Consider the following 24,482-nt stretch of genomic DNA (forward strand, 5'->3'; position numbering starts at 1 on the left):
CCGCGCGTCCTGCGCTGTCGAGAGGTGCGCATGCCGGTGGTGTCGCTCCTGCGGTCACGGTGATTGTTGTTGTGGAGCAAGGGTACCGAGTACCCCCGACACACCGACATGCCGAGATGCGCGACGCGCTGCCCGCTACAGCCGGGCCAACCAGGCGACGGGTCGGGCGATGATCCGGCGTACCACCGATCCGGCCGCGCCGACGGCGGCGGCGGTCGCCCCGAGGACCGCCGGACGGACGGTCACCGGCGACCAGGCCGCGGTCAGCACCCGACGCTCGATCTCCGCGAGCATCGGTGGCCGCAGCCAGGGTGCCAGTGGCGCGTAGCCGCCGCCGAGCACCACCGTGTCGAGATCCAGCAGGTTGATCACGCTGGACACGGTCACCCCGAGCGCCACGCCGGCCTCGTGCAGGGCGTGCAGCACTGTCGCGTCGCCGGCCCCGGCAAGCTCGGCCAACCGGTTCGGCGCGGTGTCGGCGGGCAGATCCGCCCCGGCCAGGCCGGCCGCGGCGAGGATCGACTCCTGTCCGGCGTAGCGCTCCAGGCAGCCCCGACCGCCGCACCGGCAGGGCGGGCCGTCCGGTCGTACCGGGATGTGGCCGATCTCCCCGCTCCAGCCTCGGGCGCCTCGGTACAGGGCGTTGTCGAGCACGATGCCGGCACCGATGCCGACCTCGCCGGAGATGTGCAGGAAGCTGCCCGGACCGGCACCCGCGTGCAACTCGCTCAGCGCGGCCAGGTTGGCCTCGTTGTCCACCACCAGCGCCGGCACGCCATCGATCACCTCGGTCAGCGGTGGATGTTCGGCCAGCAGCTCGGGGACCGGCACGTCGCGCCAGCCGAGGTTCGGTGCGAGCCGGACCAGACCGACGTCGTCGACCAGGCCGGGCACCCCCAGGGCGGCGCCGGCCAGGATGAGGCCCTGTGCGTCGGCGGCGGCGCGGGCCTCGGCGGCCAGCCGCACCAGCCGGCCCAGCGCGTCGGCGGGGGAGACCGGCCGCAGGTCGGCACGGTGCACGCAGTGGTGCCGGACCTCACCGGCGAGATCGACGACGCAGGCGGCCAGGTAGTCGACGTTGACCTCCAGGCCCAGCCCGGCCGGGCCGTCACCGGCGAGCACCAGACCACGGGCCGGTCGGCCGGCACCGGAGCGCGGCTGCGGCTCCGCCTCGGTGACCAGCCGTCCGGCGACGAGGTCTTCCACCACGGCGGAGACCGTGGCCCGGGTCAGGCCGGTCTCGGCCGCCAGCGCGGCCCGTGAGGGGGGTCGGGGGGCGGCGGCGATCCGGCCGAGCACGAGGGCGAGGTTCAGTTCGCGGAGGCTGCCCTGGCGCACCGCGCCGGCCGGGGCTGCGGTTGGGATCACCTCTTGACACTGCCACATCACCGCCATTTAATTCAACCACTGAACAAATAGCGGACGACATCACCGGAGGTCTGCCATGGCACCCCGTCCCACCCCCGCCGACAAGTTCTCCTTCGGGCTCTGGACGGTCGGCTGGCAGGGTCGAGACCCGTTCGGCCACGCCACCCGTACCGCCATCGACCCGGTGGAGTCGGTGCACCGACTCGCCGAACTGGGCGCGTACGGGGTGACCTTCCACGACGACGACCTCATCCCCTTCGGGTCGGACGCCGCCACCCGTGACGCGCAGATCGCCCGGTTCCGCAAGGCGCTCGACGAGACCGGCCTGGTGGTGCCGATGGTCACCACCGACCTGTTCCAGCAGCCCGTCTTCAAGGACGGCGGCTTCACCAGCAACGACCGTGACGTGCGGCGCTTCGCGCTGCGCAAGGTGCTGCGCAACGTCGACCTCGCCGCCGAGCTGGGTGCCAAGACGTTCGTCATGTGGGGTGGCCGGGAAGGCGCCGAGTACGACGTCGCCAAGGACGTCCAGGCGGCGCTGGAGCGCTACCGGGAGGCCGTCGACCTGCTCTGCCAGTACGTCATCGACCGCGGCTACGACCTGCGGTTCGCGCTGGAGCCCAAGCCGAACGAGCCGCGCGGCGACATCCTGCTGCCCACCGTCGGGCACGCCCTGGCGTTCATCTCCACCCTCGCCCACCCGGAGCGGGTCGGCCTGAACCCGGAGGTCGGCCACGAGCAGATGGCCGGGCTCAACTTCGCCCACGGCATCGCCCAGGCGCTCTGGCAGGGCAAGCTGTTCCACATCGACCTCAACGGCCAGCGCGGCGTCAAGTACGACCAGGACCTGGTCTTCGGCCACGGTGACCTGCTCAACTCCTTCGCCCTGGTCGACCTGCTGGAGCACGGCGGCCCGGCCGGCGCGCCGGCCTACGAGGGGCCGCGGCACTTCGACTACAAGCCCTCCCGCACCGAGGACCTCGACGGCGTGTGGGCCTCCGCTGAGGCGAACATGCGCACCTACCTGCTGCTCAAGGAGCGGGCCGCGGCGTTCCGGGCCGACCCGGAGGTGGCCGAGGCGCTCGCTGCCAGCAAGGTCGCCGAGCTGGGCGTGCCGACGCTGGGCGAGGGCGAGGGGTACGCCGAACTGCTCGCCGACACCAGCGCGTTCGAGGAGTTCGACGTCGACGCCGTCGCCGCCCGTGGCTTCGGCTTCGTCCGGCTCAACCAGCTCGCCGTCGAGCACCTGCTCGGCGCACGCTGAGGCGGACGGCATGCCGCTCGTCGCGGGGGTGGACTCCTCCACCCAGTCCTGCAAGGTGGTCGTCCGGGATGCGGAGACCGGCACCCTGGTACGCCAGGGCCGGGCACCGCACCCCGATGGCACCGAGGTCGACCCGGAGGCCTGGTGGTCGGCCCTCCAGACGGCGATCGAGGCCGCCGGCGGACTGGCCGACGTCGCCGCGGTCTCCGTCGCCGGTCAGCAGCACGGCATGGTCTGCCTGGACGACGCCGGGCAGGTGATCCGGCCGGCCCTGCTGTGGAACGACACCCGCTCGGCCGACGCCGCCGCCGAACTGGTGGCGGAGGCCGGCGGTGGGCGCTTCTGGGCCGACGCCGTGGGCAGCGTGCCGGTGGCCAGCTTCACCGTCACCAAGCTGCGCTGGTTGGCCCGACACGAGCCGGCCAACGCCGAGCGGGTGGCTGCCGTCTGCCTGCCCCACGACTGGCTGACCTGGCGGCTGGCCGGTGCACCCGGGCTGGACGCGTTGCGTACCGACCGCAGCGACGCCAGCGGCACCGGCTACTGGTCGCCGGCCACCGGGGAGTACCGTCCCGACCTGCTGGAACGCGCACTCGGCCGGGTGGTACGGGTACCCACCGTGCTCGGCCCGGCCGAGTCCGCCGGTCACCTCGACCCGGCAGCCGTGCCCGGTGCCGCGCCGGCGCTGCTCGCTCCCGGTGCCGGCGACAACGCCGCTGCCGGCTTCGGGGTGGGTGCCGGTTCCGGTGACGTGCTGGTCTCGATCGGTACGTCCGGCACCGTCTTCAGCATCGCGGAGACCCCGGCCGCCGACGCCGGCGGCACCGTCGCCGGGTTCGCCGACGTGACCGGCCGGTTCCTGCCGCTGGTCGCCACGCTCAACGCGGCCCGGGTGCTGGACGCCGCCGCCGGGATGCTCCGGGTCGGGCTGGACGAGTTGGCCGACCTCGCGCTGTCCGCCCCGCCCGGGGCGGACGGGCTGGTGCTGGTGCCGTACCTGGAGGGTGAGCGCACCCCGAACCGGCCGCTGGCCACCGGGGCGGTGCACGGATTGACCCTGCGGACCTCGACCCCGGCGCACCTGGCGCGGGCGGCCGTGGAGGGCATGCTCTGCGCGCTCGCCGACGGTCTCGACGCGCTGGCCGCCCAGGGCGCGCAGCCCCGCCGGGTGCTCCTGGTCGGTGGCGGGGCCCGCTCCGCCGCCGTACGACGCATCGCCGCGCAGGTCTTCGGCTGCCCGGTGGTCGTCCCGCCGCCCGGCGAGTACGTCGCCGACGGCGCCGCCCGCCAGGCCGCCTGGTTGGCGCTCGGCACGGCGGAGGCGCCCTCCTGGACGCCTGCCGGCACCCGGGAGTACGCCGCCGAACCGGTCCCGGCCATCCGGGAGCGTTACGCGCTGGCCCGCGATCACCACCTGGACCGCCTGGCCCAGGGGTGATCCACCCCTTGATCCCCGGATCGAGTGGCTTCCACGGGGGTGGAGCCACTCGGTCCGGGGATTTCGTTGCGCACGATGGGGTGGGCCGGTGATCGGTCCGTCGTCGCGTCCTGGTTGGCTGCCCGCATGACGTCGACCACGGGCCGGGCCCCACGGGTGTGGGGTGGTGGCGCGGCGCACCGCCTCTACAGCGTCGTCGTGTTCGTGCTGCTCGCCTCGCTGGACAACGTGGCGATCGGGCTGGTGCCACCGCTGTACGGCGCGATCGCGGAGTCGTTCGCGGTGCCGCAGCGCCTGCTCGGCCTGGTCACCGCGGTCAGCTTCCTGGTCAGCGCGGTCGCGGCGGTCGGCTGGGCCTATTTCGGCGACCGCACCAACCGCAAACCGCTGCTGATGATCGGCACCCTGATCTGGGCCGTCGGGACCGGTGGCAGTGCTCTGGCCGGGAGCTATCCGACCTTTCTGGCCGCGCAACTGCTCGCCGCGGTGGGGCTGGGCGCGGTCGGCTCGGTCGGCTTCTCGGTGGTCACCGACCTGATCTCGCCGCGTCGGCGGGGCCTGGTGATGAGCTTCTGGGGGTTGTCCCAGGGCGCTGGCACGCTGGCCGGCACCCTCGTCGGTGGGCTGCTCGGTGCGGTCGACTGGCGTCGCCCGTTCCTGCTGCTCGCCGTCGTCGGCCTGGTCGCCACGGCGGCCTACCTGCTCACGTACGACATCCGGCGCGGCCAGAGCGAACCGGAACTGGCCGACGCGTTGGCTGGCGGCGCGGACTACGACTACCGGATCAGCCGCCGTGACCTGCCCGTCATTCTCGGCCGCCGGACCAACCGCTGGCTCATCCTCCAGGGCCTCACCGCGCAGGCCGCCTTCGGTTCGCTTGTCTGGTTGCCGGTGCTGTTCGCCGAGCGGGCCCAGGACCAGGGCTACTCGATGGCTACCGCGATCGTGGTGGGCAGCGTCTTCGCCACCCTGTTCCAGCTCGGCGGGGTGCTCTCCATCGTCGGTGGTCTGGTCGGCGACGCGCTGCAACGGCGTACGCCGTCCGGTCGGGCCATGGTCGCCGCAGTCGGCGTGCTCGCCGCGGTGCCGTTCTATCTGGTGCTCTTCTTCGTGCCGATCCGCATCGACGTGCCCGACGGCGCCGGCACCGGCGCGGTGGTACGGGCCGTGCTGGCCAGCGTCGTCACCGAGCCCACCGTCGGGCTGAGCCTGCTCACCGCGCTGCTCGCGCTGGCGCTGACCTCGGCGAACTCGCCGAACTGGTTCGCCCTGATCGCCGACGCGAACCCGCCGGAGCACCGGGGCACTGTCTACAGCCTGGGCAACCTGGTCAACGGGGTGGGACGGGCGGCCGGGAACGGGCTGGTCGGAGTGGCCTTCCACGCCCTGCGGGCGGCGTTCCCACCACCGTTGAACTACGCGGTCGGGCTGGCCGCCTTCCAGCTCTTCTTCATCCCCACCGGCATCATGTACTGGCTCGCCGCCCGCACCTCACCCAAGGACATCTCTGACGTCGCGCACCTCCTGCACACCCGCGCGGAGAAGCTGTAAGGAAGGTGCCCTTCCTTACACTTTCACCCAGACGGTGACGTCGGTGGGGACGGAGCCGTCCTCGTCCAGTGGCGCGCTGCTGTGCAGCAGTTCGCCGGCGGGCAGCGGTACACCGGCGGTGCCGAAGTTGGTGAGCACCACCACGTCGCCGTTGCGGAAGGTCAGCACCTCGTCGCCGGAGGAGAGCCACTGCACGGTGCCCCGACCCAAGGCGTGGCTACGCCGCAGGCGCAGCGCCGTGCGGTACATCTCGTAGGTCGAGCCGGGCACGTCACGCTGGCGGTCCAGCGCGTACTCGGCCCACACACCGGGCTGGGGCAGCCAACTCGCGTCGGTCGGCCCGAAGCCGTACGACGGCGCGTCCGCCTCCCAGGGGATCGGCACCCGGCAGCCGTCCCGGCCGCGTTGGGTGTGCCCGCTGCGTTCCCAGGTCGGGTCCTGGCGGGCCTCGTCGGGCATCAACGTGTGTTCCGGCAGGCCGAGTTCCTCACCCTGGTAGAGGTAGGCCGAGCCGGGCAGAGCGAGCATCAGCAGGGTGGCCGCACGGGCCCGGCGAAGACCGACCGCGGCATCCGGCTGCGGGTCGCCGATGCCGATGCCGTTGGGTCGCGGGGTGCCGATCGGCAGGCCGAGCCGGGAGGCGTGGCGCACCACGTCGTGATTGGACAGCACCCAGGTGGTGGGCGCGCCGACCGCGTCGGTGGCCTCCAGCGAGCGGGTGATGACCGCGTACTGGGCCGGGGCGGTCCACGCGGCGAGCAGGTACTCGAAGTTGAACGCCTGGTGCATCTCGTCGGGGCGGACGTAGCGGGCCAGCCGCTCGGCCGGCTCCACCCACGCCTCGGCCACCAGGACACGTTCGTCGGGGTAACCGTCCAGCAGCCGCCGCCAGTCCCGGTAGATCTCGTGTACGCCGTCCTGGTCCCACATCGGCGGGCGTGGCTTGTCCACCTCCTGCCCGGAGAGGATCTCCTGCGGCTCGTGCCAGTCGGCCAGGTCGGCCTGCTTGATCAGGCCGTGTGCGACGTCCACCCGGAAGCCGTCCACCCCACGGTCCAGCCAGAACCGCAGCACGTCCAGGAACTCCGCGCGTACCTGCGGCTCGTCCCAGTTCAGGTCGGGCTGGGCGGTGTCGAACAGGTGCAGGTACCACTGGCCGTCGGCGACGCGGGTCCAGGCCGGCCCGCCGAAGACGCTCTGCCAGTCGTTCGGCGGTTCGGCACCGTCGGGTCCCCGCCCGTCGCGGAAGATGTAGCGCTGCCGCTCAGGGCTGCCCGGCCCGGCGGCCAGGGCCTGCCGGAACCACTCGTGGGCCGACGAGGTGTGGTTGGGCACCAGGTCGACGATCACCCGCAGCCCGCGGGCGTGTGCCTGGGCGATCAGGTCGTCGGCGTCGGCCAGCGTGCCGAACAGCGGCTCGACGTCCCGGTAGTCGGCCACGTCGTACCCGGCGTCGGCCTGCGGCGACGGGTAGAACGGGGAGAGCCAGATCGCGTCGACCCCCAGCTGGCGCAGATGATCCAGGCGGGCGGTGATGCCGGGCAGGTCACCGATACCGTCGCCGTCGGAGTCACTGAACGAGCGCGGGTAGATCTGGTAGATCACCGCCTCGGTCCACCATCCGGTGGTCGTCACGGCGGGCACGGGCTGGGGGGTCGGGTTGTCGTTCAGGGCGTACTCCCATGGTCCGAGCGGGTTGCGGCGGCGGGCGACGGTGACCCGTCGAATCAGTTTGCCCGTGGTGGGGCGGTCGAGTCCCGTACGACCAGCCGAGTGGGCAGGATCACCGGCAGCTCGTCCGCGCCGCAGTCGGAGGCGCGGGTCCGCCCGCGAAGCGGGTCGATCAGCATCTCGGCGGCCAGCCGCCCCTGCTCGGCCGCCGGTTGGGCGATGGTGCTCAGGCCGAGCACGCCGGAGAGCGCATGGTCGTCGATGCCGATCAGGCTGACGTCCTGCGGTACGCGCAGGCCGGCGTCGCGCAGGGCGGTCAACGCGCCCATCGCCATCTCGTCGCAGGCGGCGAAGATGGCCGTCGGCGGGTCACCTCGGCGCAGGAGTTCCTCGGTGGCCCGGGTGCCGCCGGCGATGTCGAACCCGGACTCCACGTCGAGGGTCGGGTCCGGCCACAGCCCGGCCGCGCGCAGCGCCTCCTGGTAGCCACGCCGCCGGTCCAGGTGCGCGGTGAAGGCCAACTCGTCGTCGGGGTCGCCGGAGATGTGCGCGATCCGCCGGTGACCGAGGTCCAGCAGGTGCCGGGTGGCGATCCGCGCGGCGGCCACGTCGTCGATGCGTACGCAGGGCCAGCCGGGCACGCCGGTGCCGGAGCTGACGGTCACCCCGGGCAGGTCCAGCGTGGTCAGGGCGGTCAGGTCGGCGGGCCGCAACGGGGTGGCGACCAGCATCACGCCGTCGACCCGTTTGTGCAGGTTGGCGGGGTGCAGCAGGCGCTGACGGTTCTGTTCCCGCCCGCCCAGGTTGTGCAGCAACAGGTCGTAGCCGCACTGGTGGAGGAAGTCCTCGACCGCCTCGACGACCACCCCGAAGAACCAGCGGGTGATCCGGGGAACCACCACGGCGATGGCACCGGTACGGCCACCGGCCAGGCGCGATGCGCTCGGTGAGACGGCGTACTGCAACTGCTCGGCGGCGGCCAGCACCCGTCGGCGGGTCGCCGCCGACACGGTGGGCAGTCCCCGCAGCGCCCGGGAGACGGTGGCGGTGGAGACTCCGGCCAACCGGGCGACATCGTCGATCCTCGTCACGGTAACCCCACTCACGACCTGCGGTGGTGCCGCCGCTACGGCGGCACCACCGGTGGGTCAGCCCTTGACGCTGCCGGCGAGCAGCCCTCGAACGAAGTAGCGCTGCAACGACAGGAACACGATCAGCGGTACGACGATCGAGACGAACGCCCCAGCGGTCAACCGTTGCCATTCGTTGCCCCGGGTACCGGCCAGTTCGGCCAGCCGCACGGTCAGTGGTGCGGTGACCTCGCTGCCACCGGCGAAGATCAGCGCGACCAGCAGGTCGTTCCAGACCCAGAGGAACTGGAAGATGGCGAACGCGGCCAGGGCGGGTGCGACCAACGGCAGCACGATGGTGCGGAAGATCTTGGGGTGGGTGGCCCCGTCGACCCGGGCCGCCTCCATCAGATCCTTGGGCAGTTGTGAGATGAAGTTGTGCAGCAGGAACACGGCGAACGGCAGCGCGAAGCAGGTGTGTGCGAACCACACCTGGGCGAAGTTCTGTGCGCCGTCGAGGTTCCAGGCGGGCATCAGGGTGATCCCGCCCAGGCTGACTCCGCGCGAGAAGAAGCTGAGCAGCGGCACCAGGGCCATCTGCAACGGCACGATCTGGAGCGCGAAGATGCCGATGTAGAGCCAGTCCCGGCCGCGGAAGTTGATCCAGGCCAGCGCGTACGCGGCCAGTGCCGCGAAGGCCAGTGGGAACAACACCGACGGCAGGGTGATCACCAGCGAGTTGACGAAGTAGTTGGCGAGCTGCCCCGACGAGGCGGACTGCCCGAACAACACGTCCTGGTAGTTCTTGAGGGTGAACTGGGGATCGGTGAAGGCCGTCCACCAGCCGGTGGTCTTCAGTTCCGCCTCTGGCCGGAACGAGGAGATGAACAGGCCGAAGGTGGGGATCGTCCAGACCACCGCGATGACGATCGCGACCACTGTCGCCGTACGGCTGTTGAGTCGCTTGCGCACCCGCGAGGCCCGGGTGGAACCGTCGTTCTGCTGGGCGCCGACCGCGGCCGGGGGAGTGGTGGTGGTCATCTCAGCCCTCCCGTCGCTGCTGACGCAGGTTCCGGATCTGGAAGATCACGATCGGCACCACCAGGATGAACAGGAACACCGCGAGCGCGGAGCCCTGCCCGTTCTGGCCGTACCGGAACGCCTGGTTGTACATCTCATTGGCGATCACGCTGGTGTCGTAGTTGCCGTTGGTCGTGGTCCGCACGATGTCGAAGACCTTCAGCGTGGCGATCGAGATGGTGACGACCACGACGATCAGCGCGGGCCGGATGCTCGGCATGGTGATCTGCCAGAACATCTGCCACGGATTGACGCCGTCGAGGCGGGCCGCCTCCACGATGTCGGCCGGGATGGACTTGATCGCCGCGGAGAGCACCACCATGGCGAAACCGGCCTGGATCCACACCATGATCACGATGAGCAGCAGCGTGTTCAGTGGCGAGTCGAGCAGCCACTGCCGGGGCTCGCCGCCGAGGCTGACCACGATCTGATTGAGCAGACCGATCTGGTCCTGGTCCTCGCCCCGGTAGGCGTACACGAACCGCCAGATGATGCTGGCGCCGACGAACGAGATCGCCATCGGCATGAAGATCAGTGACTTGGCGACGGATTCCAGCCGGGCCTTGTCCACCAGCACGGCGTAGATCAGGCCGATGGCGGTGGCGGCCAGCGGCACCAGCGTCACCCAGACCAGGGTGTTGAGCAGCACCCGGACGATCGCGTCATCGGCGAACATCCAGCGGTAGTTGTCCAGGCCGACCCAGTTCTGACTGCCGCCGTCCATGAACGACAGCAGGGTGGTCCGCAGCGCCGGAACCACCAGACCGATCAGCAGCAGCAACACCGTCGGCAGCAGGAAGAACAGCGCGAAGAACCCCTCGCGGGGCTTGGTCCGCCGAGGCAGCGGAGCCCCGCTGGCGGAGGCGGCGACGAGTTGCGCCTCGCGGCGCCGGGCGAAGTAGGACGGCACCGCGTCGAGCACGAAGAGCAGGCCGCCGACCACCACTGCGAAGGCGACGAGCCCCCACAGCAACATCATCATCTTCGGCGCCTGGTCGGCGAAGTCGAAGTTCATCAACCCTCCCAGGGGTTACTCCACGGAGCCGGTGGGCCGGCCCGCGAACGCGGACCGGCCCACCACCGGAATTACTTCCAGCTGCTCTCGATGCCCTGGAGGACGCTGGCGGTGTCCTTACCGTTGATCCAGTCGACCATGCCCTTCCAGAAGGTCCCGGCGCCGACGGCGGCGGGCATCAGGTCGGAACCGTCGAACCGGAAGACCGAGCTGTCGTCCTGGAGGATCTCCACGGAGAGCTTGTCGATCGGGTTGCTCACGTTGGCCAGGTCGAGCTTGTTGTTCGCCGAGACCCAGTCGCCGATCTTCGCGCGGCTGTTGGCGTGCTCACCGGAGGCCAGGTAGGTCTGCACCGCCTGCACCTCGGGACGGTCGGCGAAGGCGACCACGAACTCGCCGCCACCCAGCACCGGCTTGCCCCGCGACGGGTCGATGGCCGGGAAGTAGAACGCGAACACGTCGCCGTCCTCGGCCACCTTGGTGTTCTCCGGCCACTGGTTGGCGTAGAACGACGCCTGCCGGTGCAGGGCGCACTTGCCGGCCGTGATCGGGATGCCACCCTCCTGGAACGCGGTGGTGGCGATGCTGCGCACCCCGCCGAAGCCGCCGTTGACGTACTTCTCGTTCTTCAGGATGGTGCCGGCGCGGTCGACCGCCTCGACGACCCGCGGGTCGTTGAACGGGATCTCGTGCGTCGTCCACTGGTCGTAGACCTCGGGGGTCTGCGTACGCAGCATGACGTCTTCGATCCAGTCGGTGGCCGGCCAGCCGGTGGCGTCACCGGACTCGATGCCCGCGCACCACGGCTTCGTGCCGCTGTCAGCGATGGTGTCGCTGAGCTTGATCATTTCTTCCCAGGTGGTCGGAACGGTCCAACCCTTCTCCTGGAACATCTTCGGCGAGTACCAGACGAACGACTTGACGTTCGAGCCGAGCGGCGCGCCGTAGAAGGTGCCGCCGACGGTGCTGTACTTCAGCCAGTCGGCCGGGTAGTTCTGCTCGGCCATCGCCTTGGTGTCGGCGCTGGCGGCCTTGATCTGGCCCCGCTCGGCGAACCGCTGGAGCAGACCGGGCTGCGGGATGAACGCGATGTCGGGCGCGTTGCCGCCGTCGGCGCGTACGGGCAGCTGCGCCTCGAAGTCACCACTGCCCTCGTGGCTGATGTCGATGCCGGTGCAGTCCTCGAATTCCTTCCACGACTGGTCGAGGCGGTCGGCCTCGATATCGCGGATGGAGGAGTAGATGCTCACCTTCTTGCCGCTGTGACCCTGGTACTTCTCGTACGGGGCGCACTCGGCGGAATCGGCGTTGTTGTTGCCGCCGCTGTTGTCGCTGCTTCCGGTGCCGCACGCGGTGACGCCGAGCGTCAGCCCGAGCACGCCAGCGATCGCGAGGGCCTGGCGTGGCCTGGCAAAGACCGCCATGCCGTCCTCCTTTCTAGCCGGCGCTGGCCGGGTCGCATCCGGTCATCCTGGCGCCGGTCCGATGGGGCGTTTTCACATGTAAGCGCTTGCATCGGGCGCGGTCCACCCCTGGGACGACACGGACGAGTAACAATCCCGAAATCGGCTCACCGCCGCTGGTCGCGCTCCCGCCGGATGCTGCATCTATCGACACGGAAGGATTCCTGTCACCCTGGTTGTCACCCATTGAGCAGTTTCAACGTCGGAGGTGTCAGATGCCTGATCGGTGGCTGAATCCTGTCGCGGCCCGGCTGGTCGCCGCGGGAGCCCTGGTGCTGTTCGTCGTCGGTGTGCTGGTGCCGGCGGCGCCCGCGATGGCCGCGCCGACCTTCAAGGTGCCGTTCCCCTGCGGCCAGTCGTGGTCCGGGCAGACCCGCAGCGGCCACAGCCCTGCCAACGCCATCGATTTCAATCGCACGAACGACGCCGGCGACCCGGTGGTGGCCAGCGCGCCCGGCACCGTCGACCGGGTGACCGACCTGGGCGGCACCAGCTACGGAAAGTACGTCCGGATCAACCACGGCAACGGCTACCACACCTACTACGCCCACCTGAGCGGCTTCAACGTCTCCGTCGGCCAGTCGGTGGGCTACGGCAAGGTGATCGGCTGGGTCGGCAGCACCGGTAATTCGAGCGGCGCCCACCTGCACTACGAGCAGCGGCTCAACGGGGCCGACATCAAGATCCGGTTCAGCGGCACGCTCGCGTTGTACTGGGGCACCAAGACCTACACCAGCGGCAACGGCTGCTCGTCGAACACCGGCTCCGGCACCGTACGCACCGCAGGTGCCAACCTGACCGTACGGTCCGGTCCGGGCACCGGCTACTCGGCCGTCGGCTCGCTCGCCAACGGCGCTTCAGTCACGATCCACTGCCAGACCCGGGGCACCACGGTCACCGGCACGTACGGCACCAGCTCGATCTGGAACCGCATCGGCGCGGGCAGGTTCATCGCGGACGTGTACGTCTACACCGGTCACGACGGGTTCATCCCGAACGTCCCGCGCTGCTGACGGCACCTCGACGACACCCTGGGCGCGGCGCCACAAGTGCCGTGCCCGGGGGAGGTCACCCGTTCAGCTGCCAGATCGAGTAGTTGAGCGCGGCGGCGAAGGTGACCCAGGCCCAGTAGGGCAGCAGCAACCCCGTCGCCAGTGTGCTGACCCGCCGGAACAGCAGCACGGTGACGCCGATCGCCAGCCACAGCACCACGATCTCGACGAACGCCAGACCGTACTGGCCGGCGCCGAAGAACAACGGCGTCCAGGCGGCGTTGAGCACGAGTTGCACCACCCAGGCGATCAGGGCCGGGCCGAAGCCGACCCGACGCCAGACCAGCCAGCCGGCCACCGCGATCATCGCGTAGAGCACGGTCCAGACCGGCCCGAACAGCCAGGAGGGCGGTGCCCAGCCGGGTTGGTCGAGGCTCGCGTACTCGGCCGACGTGCCGGTGACGGCCAGACTGCCGAGGGCCGCCGCGGCGAACACGGCCACCGCGAAACCGGCCAGCGCCCACCACTGTCGCGCGCCGCCGGTGGGCTGTCGGGTACGTGCCGTAGTCATCCGCATGATGGCAGCTTCTCCGCGTCAGGGGGTAGGCAAACCTGCGTGCCGATCTGTGAACACATCGAACGGTGCGGACAGCACGCCGGGGTCGCCGTGCCCGGTGGCTCCGGTCGGGAGGACGGAGTTCCGGTCACGACGACCCCGGCGGGTCCTTTTGCGGGCGACGCCTTTGTCGCCACGTCAACTGAAGATGCTGACACCACCCGGGCCGACCAGCAGCCCGACCACGATGAGGACGATGCCCCACAGGATCTGCCGGCGGAACAGCGCGAGGATGCCGGCGACGACCAGTACAACTGCGAGAATCCAGAGAATCAGCTCCATGATTGCTGAATACCCCCGGTGCCGACTGAGGAAACCTCTGCCTGATCCAGGTGATCACCCAGATAGAAGATGCTGTACGCCTGCTTGATCACCGGATGGGCGACGTTGCGTACCCGGACCCCGCCGGGGGTGACACCCCGCTCCGAGCCGTGGTGCGCGTGCCCGTGCAGGGCCAGCGCGGTCGGCGCGGAGTCGATCGCCTGGCCCAACTGGTAGCAGCCGAGGAAGGGGTAGATCTCCAACGGCTCACCGGCGAGGGTGTCCGGCACCGGCGAGTAGTGGGTGAGCGCGACCAGCACGTCGCAGTCCAGCGACTGGAGTGCCGCCGACAGCCGGTCGGCGCTCTCGGTCGTGGTGCGGACGAAGGCCTTCATCTCCGGCTCGCCGAAGTCGCTGGCGCAGCGGCCGGCGAATCCGCCACCGAAGCCCTTGACCCCGGCCACGCCCAGTCGCCCGTCGGCACAGTCGAGCACCACCCCGTCGCCCTCCAGCACGGTGATCCCCGCCTCCGTCAGCGCCCCGACCACCTGCGGTACCTGGTCGCACTGGTGGTCGTGGTTGCCGAGCACGGCGATCACCGGTACGCCCAGACCCCCGAACTCCTGGGCCACACAGCGCGCCTCGGCCTCGGTGCCGTGCCGGGTCAGATCACCGGCGAGCAGCAGGACGTCGGCGCGGCCGGGCAGCTCCTCCAGCGCCGGCCGGAACCGGCCGACCACGTCCTCGTCCAGATGCACGTCACCCACGGCAGCGATCCGGATAACCATGGAACCTCCCTCAGGGCAGTTGCTCGATCTCCGTGGGCGCCTGCGTGCGAGTCACCCCGATGTCGCTGGTGATCGGCACGTCCGGGAAGCGTCCCGCCACCCGGCGCAGGATCTCGTTCCGCCGGTTCGCGCTCTCCACCTCGCCGTACAGCACGAGGCCGCGTTCCGTACGGACCACGGTGATTCCCTGTTCGGCCACGGCCGGATCCTCGGTGAGCAGCCGGTGGATCTCCGCCTCGACGTACTCGTCGGGTGGTCCGGCGCCGGGGTCGTGCACGGTCACGGTGTTCCCCTCCCGTCGGCCGTGCCGGCGTCCGGCACGACGTCCAGCCTGTCCAGCAGCACCAGGAACGCCTCCGCGTACGGCGAGTGCTGCGTGTCCTTACGTACCCGTTCCCAGTCGATCTGCTCCCGCAGCGACCGCGCCAACGGCAGACCCCGGGCGAAGTCGCAGTAGTGCTGGGAGAAGCTGAGCAGCTTGTGCACCATCAGCTGGGTCGCCGACAGCACCGGCATGTGGATGGCGTCGACCGGACGCACCACCGTGTCGGTGAAGGTCTCCTCGGTCACCGGGGTCTCGATCGGGCGGTGGATCAGGTCCACCATCCGGCCGCCGTCGTAGACCTTGACCAGCCAGTCCTCCGGTGGCCGCTCGGCGGTGAACCCGGCGGCCACGAGCGCCTCCAGAGCGGCGTCGACGTCGCCCTGACGGATCAGGAAGTCGACGTCGTGCTCGCTGGAGTGCCCGCCATGGGCGTAGACGGCGAAGCTCCCGCCGAGGGCGAACGGAATGTCGGCCTGCTTGAGCACGGCGGCGACCTTCTTCAGAGTGTGGAGAAGAGTTTCGTCGTCGCGCTCGGCCATTTCGACTCTCCCGTCGACTCGTTGGGGGTGCACCCTGGGGGGTTCAGGGTCCGTACCCGGCATTCCGCCCGCCCACACCTGTCCTGCTTGCGGAACACCGTGAACCTGCCCTAACCGGGAGGTACCACGCAGGCCGTGAGCGCCGGTCGGATAATCTGTCGAGAGTGGTGAGTTCGACGCGAGCTTCTCGGCCGGCCTGTTCGGCACCGACATCCAACAGCAGACGCGCGGCGCGGCTGCGTGCCGTGGCGCTGGTCGGCATCGACGGTTCCGGTAAAACCACTCAGGCGCAGTTACTCGCCGACACACTTACCGAAGTCGGTCACTACGCCACATATCACCGCAATGCGGGCGGTCGACGATGGTTGGGTCGGGCGGCCCACCGGCTGGGCCGGCCGGACGCGCAACGGCTCGTCGGGCGCGACGGGATGCTCCTGGTGGAGTCCGTCCTGCGCTGGCTGGCCATCGCGGCGGCACTGCTCGCCTGCTGGGCGACGCGCCGGACGGCGATCATGGACCGCTACGCCGTCTGCCAGTACGCCAGCCTCCGGGCGCACGGTGGGCGACGCTGGGAGCCTTTCGTCCGAGCCGCCTACCGGATCTTCCCGCAACCGCAGGTGACGTTCCTGATGGCGATCGACCCGGCCGAGGCGTACCGGCGGATCGAGCGACGTGGCACCGACCAGGAGAGCCCGACCTACCTGGCCGCCGCCGACCACGCCTACCGCACCCTGCCGGAGTACCCGACGTTCGTCGTCATCGACGCGGCCCGGCCCGCCCAGGAGGTGGCCCGGGAGATCCGGGGACATCTGGCCGGATGGTTGGCGGAGGAGAACTCTCCGACCGGAACCGACCCACTCTGGTGTGGCGTACGCGCCGCGGGCACCGCTGCCGTGGTGCCGGTTCAGGCCCGGCCGTAGACCGGCACGGTCGCCCCACTTGTCGGCGCGGACTCGTCGGAGGCCAGGAAATGGATCACCGAGGCGATCTCGGCTGGTGCCACCCACCGGGAGTGATCCGCGTCCGGCATGGACGCCCGGTTGCTCGGCGTGTCGATGACGCTCGGCAGTACCGTGTTGCAGCGCACCCCGGCGGTCTTGTACTCCACCGCGACGGCCGAGGCGAAGGCGAGCACGGCGGCCTTGGCGGTCACGTAACCTGCCACGCCGGGGAAGGGCGCGACCGCCGCGCGGGACGCCACGCACACCACCGCGCCGCCGCCCGCCCTGATCAGGTGCGGCAGCGCCGCCCGGGTGACCAGATGAGTCGGGCGCAGGTTGAGGGTGAGCATCCGGTCGAACTCCTCAACCGGAGTCTCGTGCACCAGGCCGGTGCCGGCGTACCCGCCGACGAGGTTGATCACCGCCCGCAGCGGTGCCTCGGGGTCCCCGGCGGCCACCTCCGCGACCCGCGCCGCGTCGGCCGCGTCGGTCAGGTCCGCGACCAGTCGCACCGGCGCGTTGGCGTCCGGCTCGGGGTGCGGCGTCGGTTGGTTCCGTTGTGGAGCTACCACCCGCCAGCCCGCGTCGACGAAAGTCGCGGTCACCGCGGTGCCGAGCCCGCCGGTGCCTCCGGTGATCAACACGCTGCGTCCCGCCATGGTCCTCACGCTACTGCCGCCGACCGGTCGGCGGGTGCACCGGGCCCACCCGACCGGCGGTGCCCGGCCCTGCGGGGGAAGCGCCGTACGCGCCGCGGATGCCAGGCTGTCCGGCATGGTTGCCGGTCTCGCCGGTCTCGCCGGTGCGCCCGTCCCGAGCCCGGCGGTGCGATTGCACCCCCGGCATGATGAAAGTAAGTTTCATTGGTGGCGAAGGATCTGAAAATTTCTGCTAGCGACGAGCCGAGCGGATTGATCGTCCACATCGGTGGCATGCTCCCGTCCCTGTCGCCGGCGGAGCAGCGGGTGGCCCGGCTGGTGGTCGCCGACCCCGCCGAGGCGGCCCGACGGACCATCACCGACCTCGCCACCGCCGCCGAGACCTCCGAGGCGACGGTGATCCGGTTCTGTCGGTCCGTGGGCGTCGAAGGCTACCCGCAGTTGCGGATCCGGCTCGCCGCCGAGGCGGCCCGGCGCATCGAACCGTCCGACGGGCGAATCGCCGGCGGGAACATCCCACCCGGCGCCGACCTGGCCCAGATCATCGCGACGATCGGCTTCAACGACGCGCGCGCCGTCGAACAGACCACCGAGCAACTCGACCCGGCGGTCTGCGATCAGGTGGTGGAGGCGATCGTGGGCGCCGGCCGGATCGTCATCTTCGGCGTGAGTGCCAGCGGCCTCGTGGCGATGGACTTCCAACAGAAGCTGCACCGCATCGGCCGCGCCGCCTTCTGCTTCCCCGACGTACACACCGCCCTGACCTCGGCGGCCCTGCTGGGGCGCGGTGACGTCGCCGTCGGTGTGTCGCACACCGGTGCCACCTCCGACGTGATCGAGGTGCTGGCGCAGGCACGGTCGAGAGCAGCGACGACCGTGGCACTCACCAATTTCCCGCGGTCACCGCTCGCCGCACTCGCCGACCACGTGCTCACCACCGCGGCCCGCGAAACCACCTATCGTTCGGGGGCGATGGCGAGCCGAATTGCTCAGCTCACCGTGGTCGATTGCCTTTACGTCGGCGTTGCTGCCCGTAACCGCCCCCGGGCGCGAAAAGCACTGGAGGCCGGCACCGAGGCGGTCCGCTCCCGCCGGGTCGAATCCGGCCGGCGGCGGGCATGATCGTCGGCGCGATGGCATCGGACGAGCCATCAGCGCCAGCAGCAGGGCAAACCCGGGCATAGAACCGGGGTGCGGATTGTTCATCAGGGCGTGGGGTAATACCACCGGCGTGGATGAACCAATCGGTCCGCGTACGCGTGTTTGGCAGTGACCAGGATCGCAGCACGGTGGTGACCCGGGTCGCTGTGTACGACGGCCAGGCGGTGTTGCCATAGGCCGGTACGGTCAGTGATTCGTCGATCCGTCGACCTCAGCAGGTCCCTGTCGACTCAACCACCGACAGGGTGCTGACAGCAAACATGGACCGTGCTCTCAGCTGATTATCAGGCATTCGTGACACTTTCGACCCACGACATGGAATTCCCCGACACGTCTCATCTGTTGTGTAGATGTCAGCACCGATGGGCACAGCGGAGGTTACGGGGGAGGGGCTGATGGGCGTGGGGATGGCAAGCAACCGGGTAACCGGCGCGATTGAGGGGACCGTGGGCAACGTGGACAAGAACATCGGGATGCGAACCGACGAGGTTGCCGAGGAGCGCGACCTGGTCGGAGTCTACCTGCACGAGATCTCCCGGACGCCACTGCTGGACGCCGCCAAGGAGGTCGATCTCTCCAAGGCCATCGAGGCGGGCCTGTACGCCGAGCACCTGCTCGGCGAGGACCGCGTACCCGACGGTGTCACCCGGGATGAGCTGACGCGGCTGGTCGCCGAGGGTGAGCGGGCCAAGGACCTGTTCATCCGCGCCAACCTGCGCCTGGTCGTGTCGATCGCCCGACGTTACGTCCGTTCCGGGATGCCCATGCTGGATCTCATCCAGGAGGGCAACACCGGTCTGGTCCGGGCGGTCGAGAAGTTCGACTACGAGCGTGGCTACAAGTTCTCCACCTACGCGACGTGGTGGATCCGCCAGGCGATCAGCCGGGCGATCGCCCAGCAGGAGCGCACCGTGCGGCTGCCGGTGCACCTGGTGGAGGACGTCAACCGGATGCGCAACGTGGCCCGGCAGCTCACCCGTGAGCTGGGCAGCGACCCGGAGCCGGAGCAGATCGCGGCGGCGCTGGGCGTGACCGTCGAGCGGGTCAACGAGCTGGTCCGCTGGTCGCAGGACACCGTGTCGTTGGACACGCCGGTCGGTGACGACGGCGACACCAACCTCGGTGATCTGGTCGCCGACAGCGACGCGCCCTCGCCGGAGGAGATCGTGCTCACCGGCCTGGAGCGGCAGCGCATCGAGGGCCTGCTCAACCACCTGGACGACCGCTCCGCCGGCATCATGCGGGCTCGCTACGGGCTCGAGGACGGCCGGGAGCACTCGTTGACCGAGGTCGCCTCGCGGTTCTCGTTGTCGCGGGAGCGGATCCGCCAGCTGGAGATCCAGGCGCTCGGCCGGCTCCGTGAGCTGGCTCGCGCGGAGGGTCTGCAGGCGGCCTGACCTGGTAGTAATGACGACGAAGGGCCGGCGTCCGATAGGGGGACGCCGGCCCTTCGTCGTGCCTGCCGCCTCTCGCCCGGCCGTCTCGTCGCGCTGGTGGCGGCGAACTCAGCGCACCCGGCCGTAGCCGTACGGCGTCATCAGATCGACGGCACGCTTCTCCACGTTCCGCCCGAAGGTGGGTGCGTGGATGACCTGCCCGCCGCCCACGTAGATCGCCACGTGCCCGAGGCTGCGGTAGAAGACCAGGTCGCCCGGGCGCAGTTCGCTGCGGCTGATGTGGGCGACCACCCCCCACTGCATCCGGGTGTTGTGCGGCAGCGACCTGCCCGCCGCCCGCCAGGCGGCAGAGGTCAGACCCGAACAGTCGTAGCCGTTCGGCCCGTCCTGGCCCCAGGCGTACGGCTTGCCGAGCGCGCCGTAGGCGTACCGGACGGCCACGCCGGCCTGGCCGGAGACGGCCGGCGCGTCCTTGGCGCTGTCCGGCCGGTTGTTCGGACGCTCGGCGGCTCGGCCGTACGCCTGCCGGCGCAGTTCGTACAGCTTGGCCAGATCCCGTTCGATCCGGCGCTTCGCGGTGCTCAGCTCCCGCGAGCGGGCCGCCTGCTGGGTCAGCGTCACGTCCAGTCGGGTTTTCTCGTCGAGCAGTCGCCGCTGGTCGGCGGTGTAGCCGGCGATTGTCGCCTGGCGTTGCCGGGTCAGGTGGTCCAGCGTGCCGAGCCGGTCCAGCACCGACGCCGAGTCGCCACCGTGCAGCAACGCGTCGACCGCGCCGAGGTTGCCGGTCTTGTACGCGGTGGCGGCCAACTCGCTGACATCCGCGCGGCTCTGTGCGGCCTGCTGCTCCAGTGGACCGATCCGTTCCTGGAGCCGGGCTACGGCGGCCTGATTCTTCTTGATCTTCTCGCGTAACTCGTTGTGCGCCTCCACCACGTTTTCCAACTCGGTGGACGCCTTGTCGATCCGCCGGGTCAGTTCGGCGGGGGACGGTTCGGCCCGGGCCACCGTCGCGGGTGCGATGAGCACCAGTGCGAACGCGGTGACGGACAGGGCGCGCAGCGTGTGTAACAGGGGCGACAAGAGCTCGATGCTCCTCTCCCATGGCCGGCGCGGGCCTGCTGAAGCTCCGCGGCGGCATCAGCCCGGTGCCGTCCGGCTGGACGGCGGCCGACCGGGCCGACTCGCTCAAGGTAGTACGCGACAGGAGTCGGTGACAGTGAAAGCCGGGACCAATGGGGATGCTGAGCTTGAATCACATTCTTGCTTCGTGGCAATAGTCCGGTATATCGGAGATGCGAAAGGGGTCGCTCTCGGCACATGACGTCGGATGACTCAGCGGTATATCCGACAAGCCGGACTCGGGGTGGTGTTTCCGGCGGCGCCGGTCCGTCCAAACCCCGCTGAGCACCGCAAACCAGCAGGCCAGGGTGGCGAGACGGGCACACAATGAAGCCCACAGCCGGGATTCCCGCACATCTGCATCGATGGGGCCGGCAAGCGGGCCGCCCCCACACCGGCAGTGGAGGAGGGGCCGTGGAGCGCGAAGGTGCGACGACACGACCGCCCTGGTCGCAGGGCGGTACCGCAGGTGGAAGACCGACCTTGCTCTACGCCCGACCCGGGATCATCGTCACGGCCGACCGGTTCACCGTCGGCAGCACCAGTTGGCGGGTCGCCGAACTGACCCACCTGCACACCACCCGGGGGCCACACGACCGGGTGGCCGTGCGAGCCGCCCTGGTCTCCGCCGCGGTGATCGGTGGGATCGGGCTGGCGCTCGGCTTCACCGGAGGGCTGCACCGGCTCACCGCCGGGGCGTACCTCCTGCTCGGGGTGGTGTTCCTGGTGCCGATCCTGGTCGCGGCGGCCGGTGACCGGTGGCGGCCGCGGGCGTACGAGCTGTGGGGGCAGCGCGGTGGGGTGCCGGAGTTGCTGTTCAGCAGCGACGACGAGCGCCAGTTCGGGCAGGTGACCCGGGCGCTGCGTCGAGCCTTCGAGATACACCGCCACGGCGGCTGGGAGGATCCGCTCGCGAACGCCGACCTGTGGCGCCCCCGGCGCTGAGCCCGCCGGCGACGAAGGGGTCGGATACGAAGGGGTCGGATACGAAGGGGTCGGATCAGCCGGCGACCGGCTGCGGGGCCGGCTCAGTGTGCGCGGCGAGGACGAGGGTGCTCACCCGGCGCTCGGCCCAGAAGGAGAGGAACGGCACCGTCCCGGCCAGCATCACCAGGATCATCCGCTTGAGCGGCCAGTCGACCCGGCGGGACAGGTCGAACGTGGCGACCAGGTAGAGCATGTAGAGGAAGCCGTGCGCCTGGCCGACGGTCTCCACCACGATCGGCTCGTCGAAGCCGTACTTCAACGGCATGCCGATGACGACCAGCAGGATCAGCACCACACCGACGATCCAGGCGATCACGCGGTAACGGGTGAGGGCAGCGCGCACTTCTCGTGTCCTTCCGGGCCGGCTCAGCCGGGATAGTCGCCGGGCTTCGCGCCCGGATTGGCGTTCAACCATGACAGGTAGCGGTTGTACGCGGCCAGTTCGGCGTCCTCCTCGCCGTGACCGCCGACGGTACGGGTGACGCGTACCGGCCGGCCGATGCCGGGCCGCGGCCGTACGCCCGCCGCCTCGACGGCCTCGGCCCTCTCGACGACCGTGGGGTCACCGGCCGCGGGTGTCTCGCCGACGGCTGCGGTCTTGCCTGCCTCGGCGTCCCGCAGCGCGTGGCGGACCTCACGCCACCAGACGAAGACCACGAACCCGGCGAAGATCGGCCACTCCACCGCGTAGCCCCAGCTGATGGCGTTGCCGGCGGCGGCGCGGCTGACCTGCCACCAGCCCAGCGCCAGGAAGGCCGTCACCAGTACGACCATGGCCACGTGGCGGGCGATCCACGCCGGGGTCCAGAGCCGCTTCATGGCACCGAGGGTACCGGGAACGCCGCTGCTCTCCGACACCGTGTCGTAGTGGCGGCGGTGGTTTGGCTGTGCGGGCGGTGGGCAACCGTACAGACGCCAGGCCCACGACCGACTAGGGGGCGCGAGATGAGGGCACAGGACGGATTTCCTCCCGGCGGCACCGAGGTGAGCCCCGAGCAGCGGATCCCGGAATGGGGTGACGACCGGGTGGCCGCGCCGATCCTCGACGCCGACCTGCCCGGCATCGACCCGGCGGAGTTGGCCGAGGAGGACCTCATCCGCGAGATGGAGAGCCTGCACCGGACCCGGCTGGACACGTTGCGGCACGCGACCGACTCCGCGCTCGCCACCCACCTGCGGCGTACCGCCGAACTGGAGACCGAGTACCTGGCCCGCCACCCCGGTCGGGAGGTCGACCCGAGCCGGCTGCGGGACGCGTGATGGCGTACGCGGAACGGGGCATCTCCGCACCGCCCGAGGTCGTCTTCAACACCGCGACCGACCCCGACCGGAACTCCGCCTGGCTGCCCGAGCCGCTGCTGTCCGCCATCCCCGACGGGGACTCCGACGCACTGTGGGCCCGCTGGCGTGCGCGGGACACGGACTGGACGGCCGAGCTGCGGGTGGCAGCGGAGGACTCGGGTGGCACCCGGGCGCGGCTCGACCTGGTCGGCGACGGTCAACCCGACCGGCTGGCCGACGAGGCGCTGACCAACCTGGCCCGCGAAGTGGCCGACAACCTCCAGGCCGGCTGACCGCCCGGCCGGGAAAGCGTGATCAGAAGGAGTCCCGGGTGAGCTTGCTGAAGCAGAAGGTGACCAGGCTGCGCCAGGCGTACGCCCCGCACGAGCACCGCCCCCTCGGCGGTTACCTGGTGGCCATGGGCACCTACGCCGGGGTGGCGGGTGCCATCGCCGCCCTGGTCAAGGCGACCGGACGTACCGTGCCGCAGCGGCCGGCCACCGCCGACGTGGTGCTGCTGTCGATCGCGACCCACAAGCTCAGCCGGCTGCTGTCCAAGGATGCGGTGACCAGCCCGCTGCGCGCGCCGTTCACCCGCTACGACCGGCCGATCGGCAGCGGCGAGGTGATGGAGCAGGTACGCGACTCCGGCAGCCCCACCCGGCACGCGATAGGTGAACTGCTCAGCTGCCCGTTCTGCCTGGCGGTCTGGGTGGCCACCGGCATGACCGGGGGACTGGTGCTGGCACCACGGCTGACCCGCCTGGTCGCCACCGCCCTGACCGCGGTGGCCGCCTCCGACTTCCTCCAGATGGCGTACGCGATGGCCCAGCAGGGCGCGGAAGGACACCACCGCTCCGAGGACTGAGCGAGCGTACGAGCAGGGGAAACCGCCGGCCCGGTGTTCCGGGCCGGCGGTTTGCGCGTACGACGGATGCGGGTTCAGCGCTGCATGCCCGACCAGCCGCGTGGTGACTCCGGCTCCCGCTCGTCCTGGTCGGCGCCGGTAAGGATGTCGTCGTCGACGGCGGTGGTCTCGTGTTCGTTCGCGAAGTCCGGCTCGGGCAGGGTGTCCCTGCCCTCCGGGGGTTGGGCGAGCGCGGGCGTCTGGTCGTGGTCCTCGGTGGGCTGCGACATCACGGTCCTCTCCTGGTCGCCGCTGAATCGGCTGGTGAGGGGGTCAGCCCACCGAGCCGCCCAGCAGGTCGGTCACCTCGTCGACCGCGTACTCGCCCTGGGGCAGCGCGTTCAGCCGGGCGAGCAGCTGCGCAGGCAGCTCCGCCGCGACCGCGCGGCGGTAGATGTCTACCTGGCTGATCCGCTCCTGGCCGCGGTAGAGGTCGTCGAGCAGCTCGTCCAACGGCCGGGTGTCCACCGCCTCGACCTCGATCTCGTCCGGTACGGCGGCGACAGTGCCGGGCAGGTCGGTCACGGGTGGGTCGATCGCGGCGGTGTCGACCACCGGCACGTCGGCCAGCACGGCTTCCGGCAGGCGG

At 70.5% G+C, this 24,482-nt stretch carries 29 protein-coding genes; 11 read left to right on the forward strand and 18 right to left on the reverse strand.

Annotated elements, in window-relative coordinates:
- Positions 1-135: 135 nt before the first annotated feature.
- Positions 136-1,395 (reverse strand): ROK family transcriptional regulator, encoded by a 1,260-nt coding sequence (locus tag Vgi01_RS21165; protein WP_102658580.1) that lies wholly within the window; start codon positions 1,393-1,395, stop codon positions 136-138.
- A gap of 49 nt (positions 1,396-1,444) precedes the next feature.
- Between Vgi01_RS21165 and xylA the strand changes: the two genes are divergently transcribed.
- From xylA to Vgi01_RS21180, 3 genes are all read left to right on the forward strand, one after another.
- The gene (gene xylA / locus Vgi01_RS21170; protein ID WP_013735577.1) at positions 1,445-2,632 is read left to right on the forward strand and encodes a xylose isomerase; all 1,188 of its coding nucleotides are present in this window, start codon (positions 1,445-1,447) and stop codon (positions 2,630-2,632) included.
- Between the two features lie 10 nt (positions 2,633-2,642).
- The gene (gene xylB / locus Vgi01_RS21175; protein WP_102658579.1) at positions 2,643-4,070 is read left to right on the forward strand and encodes a xylulokinase; all 1,428 of its coding nucleotides are present in this window, start codon (positions 2,643-2,645) and stop codon (positions 4,068-4,070) included.
- 126 nt (positions 4,071-4,196) lie between these two features.
- Positions 4,197-5,621 (forward strand): MFS transporter, encoded by a 1,425-nt coding sequence (locus tag Vgi01_RS21180; RefSeq protein ID WP_102658578.1) that lies wholly within the window; start codon positions 4,197-4,199, stop codon positions 5,619-5,621.
- A 15-nt stretch (positions 5,622-5,636) separates the two neighbouring features.
- On the opposite strand, the gene Vgi01_RS21185 is transcribed toward Vgi01_RS21180, so the two are convergent.
- From Vgi01_RS21185 to Vgi01_RS21205, 5 genes are all read right to left on the reverse strand, one after another.
- Positions 5,637-7,265: a glycoside hydrolase family 13 protein gene (locus Vgi01_RS21185; RefSeq protein ID WP_204292140.1), complete on the reverse strand. Its 1,629-nt coding sequence runs from the start codon at positions 7,263-7,265 to the stop codon at positions 5,637-5,639.
- Between the two features lie 83 nt (positions 7,266-7,348).
- The gene (locus Vgi01_RS21190) at positions 7,349-8,383 is read right to left on the reverse strand and encodes a LacI family DNA-binding transcriptional regulator (RefSeq protein ID WP_102658576.1); all 1,035 of its coding nucleotides are present in this window, start codon (positions 8,381-8,383) and stop codon (positions 7,349-7,351) included.
- A 57-nt stretch (positions 8,384-8,440) separates the two neighbouring features.
- A complete protein-coding gene (locus Vgi01_RS21195) occupies positions 8,441-9,403 on the reverse strand; it encodes a carbohydrate ABC transporter permease (RefSeq protein WP_102658575.1) in 963 nt (320 codons plus the stop codon).
- 1 nt (position 9,404) lies between these two features.
- Complete coding sequence (locus tag Vgi01_RS21200; RefSeq protein ID WP_102658574.1) at positions 9,405-10,457, reverse strand: carbohydrate ABC transporter permease; 1,053 nt, start codon at positions 10,455-10,457, stop codon at positions 9,405-9,407.
- Between the two features lie 71 nt (positions 10,458-10,528).
- On the reverse strand, positions 10,529-11,881 hold the full coding sequence (locus Vgi01_RS21205) for an ABC transporter substrate-binding protein (RefSeq protein WP_102658573.1): 1,353 nt from the start codon (positions 11,879-11,881) through the stop codon (positions 10,529-10,531).
- A gap of 254 nt (positions 11,882-12,135) precedes the next feature.
- Between Vgi01_RS21205 and Vgi01_RS21210 the strand changes: the two genes are divergently transcribed.
- Positions 12,136-12,933 carry a M23 family metallopeptidase gene (locus tag Vgi01_RS21210; protein ID WP_239089094.1) on the forward strand — a complete coding sequence of 266 codons (798 nt, stop codon included), beginning with the start codon at positions 12,136-12,138 and terminating at the stop codon, positions 12,931-12,933.
- Positions 12,934-12,988: 55 nt separating this feature from the next.
- On the opposite strand, the gene Vgi01_RS21215 is transcribed toward Vgi01_RS21210, so the two are convergent.
- The 5 genes from Vgi01_RS21215 to Vgi01_RS21235 all read right to left on the reverse strand — a co-directional run bounded on the left by Vgi01_RS21215 (position 12,989) and on the right by Vgi01_RS21235 (position 15,654).
- Positions 12,989-13,489, reverse strand: coding sequence for a TspO/MBR family protein (locus Vgi01_RS21215; protein WP_204292141.1), 501 nt, complete (start codon positions 13,487-13,489; stop codon positions 12,989-12,991).
- Between the two features lie 177 nt (positions 13,490-13,666).
- Complete coding sequence (locus tag Vgi01_RS21220) at positions 13,667-13,810, reverse strand: GPGG-motif small membrane protein (RefSeq protein ID WP_018786997.1); 144 nt, start codon at positions 13,808-13,810, stop codon at positions 13,667-13,669.
- Complete coding sequence (locus tag Vgi01_RS21225; RefSeq protein ID WP_204292142.1) at positions 13,801-14,577, reverse strand: metallophosphoesterase family protein; 777 nt, start codon at positions 14,575-14,577, stop codon at positions 13,801-13,803. The genes Vgi01_RS21220 and Vgi01_RS21225 overlap by 10 nt, the downstream gene beginning before the upstream one ends.
- A 10-nt stretch (positions 14,578-14,587) precedes the next feature.
- Positions 14,588-14,860 carry a hypothetical protein gene (locus tag Vgi01_RS21230; RefSeq protein WP_102658569.1) on the reverse strand — a complete coding sequence of 91 codons (273 nt, stop codon included), beginning with the start codon at positions 14,858-14,860 and terminating at the stop codon, positions 14,588-14,590.
- On the reverse strand, positions 14,857-15,654 hold the full coding sequence (locus Vgi01_RS21235) for a nucleotidyltransferase family protein (RefSeq protein ID WP_308441804.1): 798 nt from the start codon (positions 15,652-15,654) through the stop codon (positions 14,857-14,859). The genes Vgi01_RS21230 and Vgi01_RS21235 overlap by 4 nt, the downstream gene beginning before the upstream one ends.
- Before the next feature lie 32 nt (positions 15,655-15,686).
- Here Vgi01_RS21235 and Vgi01_RS21240 point away from each other — a divergent pair, with 32 nt between their 5' ends.
- Positions 15,687-16,361: a dTMP kinase gene (locus Vgi01_RS21240; RefSeq protein WP_204292143.1), complete on the forward strand. Its 675-nt coding sequence runs from the start codon at positions 15,687-15,689 to the stop codon at positions 16,359-16,361.
- Here the strand turns inward: Vgi01_RS21240 and Vgi01_RS21245 are convergent.
- Positions 16,346-17,041 (reverse strand): SDR family NAD(P)-dependent oxidoreductase, encoded by a 696-nt coding sequence (locus Vgi01_RS21245; protein ID WP_102658567.1) that lies wholly within the window; start codon positions 17,039-17,041, stop codon positions 16,346-16,348. The genes Vgi01_RS21240 and Vgi01_RS21245 overlap by 16 nt on opposite strands.
- Positions 17,042-17,051: 10 nt before the next feature.
- Positions 17,052-17,219: a hypothetical protein gene (locus Vgi01_RS21250; protein WP_204292144.1), complete on the reverse strand. Its 168-nt coding sequence runs from the start codon at positions 17,217-17,219 to the stop codon at positions 17,052-17,054.
- A gap of 95 nt (positions 17,220-17,314) precedes the next feature.
- Between Vgi01_RS21250 and Vgi01_RS21255 the strand changes: the two genes are divergently transcribed.
- Positions 17,315-18,163, forward strand: a complete 849-nt coding sequence (locus tag Vgi01_RS21255; protein ID WP_233196849.1) for a MurR/RpiR family transcriptional regulator — start codon at positions 17,315-17,317, stop codon at positions 18,161-18,163.
- 446 nt (positions 18,164-18,609) lie between these two features.
- Positions 18,610-19,599 carry a sigma-70 family RNA polymerase sigma factor gene (locus Vgi01_RS21260; RefSeq protein WP_102658601.1) on the forward strand — a complete coding sequence of 330 codons (990 nt, stop codon included), beginning with the start codon at positions 18,610-18,612 and terminating at the stop codon, positions 19,597-19,599.
- 108 nt (positions 19,600-19,707) lie between these two features.
- Here Vgi01_RS21260 and Vgi01_RS21265 read toward each other — a convergent pair whose 3' ends face one another.
- Complete coding sequence (locus tag Vgi01_RS21265) at positions 19,708-20,679, reverse strand: C40 family peptidase (protein ID WP_204292145.1); 972 nt, start codon at positions 20,677-20,679, stop codon at positions 19,708-19,710.
- A 522-nt stretch (positions 20,680-21,201) separates the two neighbouring features.
- On the opposite strand from Vgi01_RS21265, the gene Vgi01_RS21270 reads away from it, so the two are divergent.
- Positions 21,202-21,663 (forward strand): DUF6232 family protein, encoded by a 462-nt coding sequence (locus Vgi01_RS21270; RefSeq protein ID WP_102658563.1) that lies wholly within the window; start codon positions 21,202-21,204, stop codon positions 21,661-21,663.
- 55 nt (positions 21,664-21,718) lie between these two features.
- Here Vgi01_RS21270 and Vgi01_RS21275 read toward each other — a convergent pair whose 3' ends face one another.
- Both Vgi01_RS21275 and Vgi01_RS21280 read right to left on the reverse strand, forming a co-directional pair.
- Positions 21,719-22,048, reverse strand: a complete 330-nt coding sequence (locus Vgi01_RS21275; protein WP_102658562.1) for a DUF3817 domain-containing protein — start codon at positions 22,046-22,048, stop codon at positions 21,719-21,721.
- A gap of 23 nt (positions 22,049-22,071) precedes the next feature.
- Positions 22,072-22,524: a hypothetical protein gene (locus Vgi01_RS21280; RefSeq protein ID WP_199180215.1), complete on the reverse strand. Its 453-nt coding sequence runs from the start codon at positions 22,522-22,524 to the stop codon at positions 22,072-22,074.
- Between the two features lie 126 nt (positions 22,525-22,650).
- Here Vgi01_RS21280 and Vgi01_RS21285 point away from each other — a divergent pair, with 126 nt between their 5' ends.
- Genes Vgi01_RS21285 through Vgi01_RS21295 form a run of 3 tightly spaced genes read left to right on the forward strand, consistent with a single transcriptional unit; the run spans position 22,651 to position 23,854 of the window.
- Entirely contained in the window at positions 22,651-22,965 is a 315-nt protein-coding gene (locus Vgi01_RS21285; protein ID WP_050814650.1) for a DUF6158 family protein, read from the forward strand.
- Positions 22,965-23,279, forward strand: a complete 315-nt coding sequence (locus Vgi01_RS21290; protein ID WP_102658560.1) for an SRPBCC family protein — start codon at positions 22,965-22,967, stop codon at positions 23,277-23,279. Before Vgi01_RS21285 ends, Vgi01_RS21290 begins: the two co-directional genes overlap by 1 nt.
- Positions 23,280-23,317: 38 nt before the next feature.
- Positions 23,318-23,854, forward strand: coding sequence for a DUF1360 domain-containing protein (locus Vgi01_RS21295; RefSeq protein WP_203222084.1), 537 nt, complete (start codon positions 23,318-23,320; stop codon positions 23,852-23,854).
- Between the two features lie 74 nt (positions 23,855-23,928).
- Here Vgi01_RS21295 and Vgi01_RS21300 read toward each other — a convergent pair whose 3' ends face one another.
- Complete coding sequence (locus Vgi01_RS21300) at positions 23,929-24,123, reverse strand: hypothetical protein (RefSeq protein ID WP_013735553.1); 195 nt, start codon at positions 24,121-24,123, stop codon at positions 23,929-23,931.
- A 43-nt stretch (positions 24,124-24,166) separates the two neighbouring features.
- Positions 24,167-24,418 carry a hypothetical protein gene (locus tag Vgi01_RS21305; protein WP_102658600.1) on the reverse strand — a complete coding sequence of 84 codons (252 nt, stop codon included), beginning with the start codon at positions 24,416-24,418 and terminating at the stop codon, positions 24,167-24,169.
- Between the last annotated feature and the right edge of the window lie 64 nt (positions 24,419-24,482).

This window comes from Micromonospora gifhornensis (assembly GCF_016863515.1).
Taxonomy (GTDB): domain Bacteria; phylum Actinomycetota; class Actinomycetes; order Mycobacteriales; family Micromonosporaceae; genus Micromonospora; species Micromonospora gifhornensis.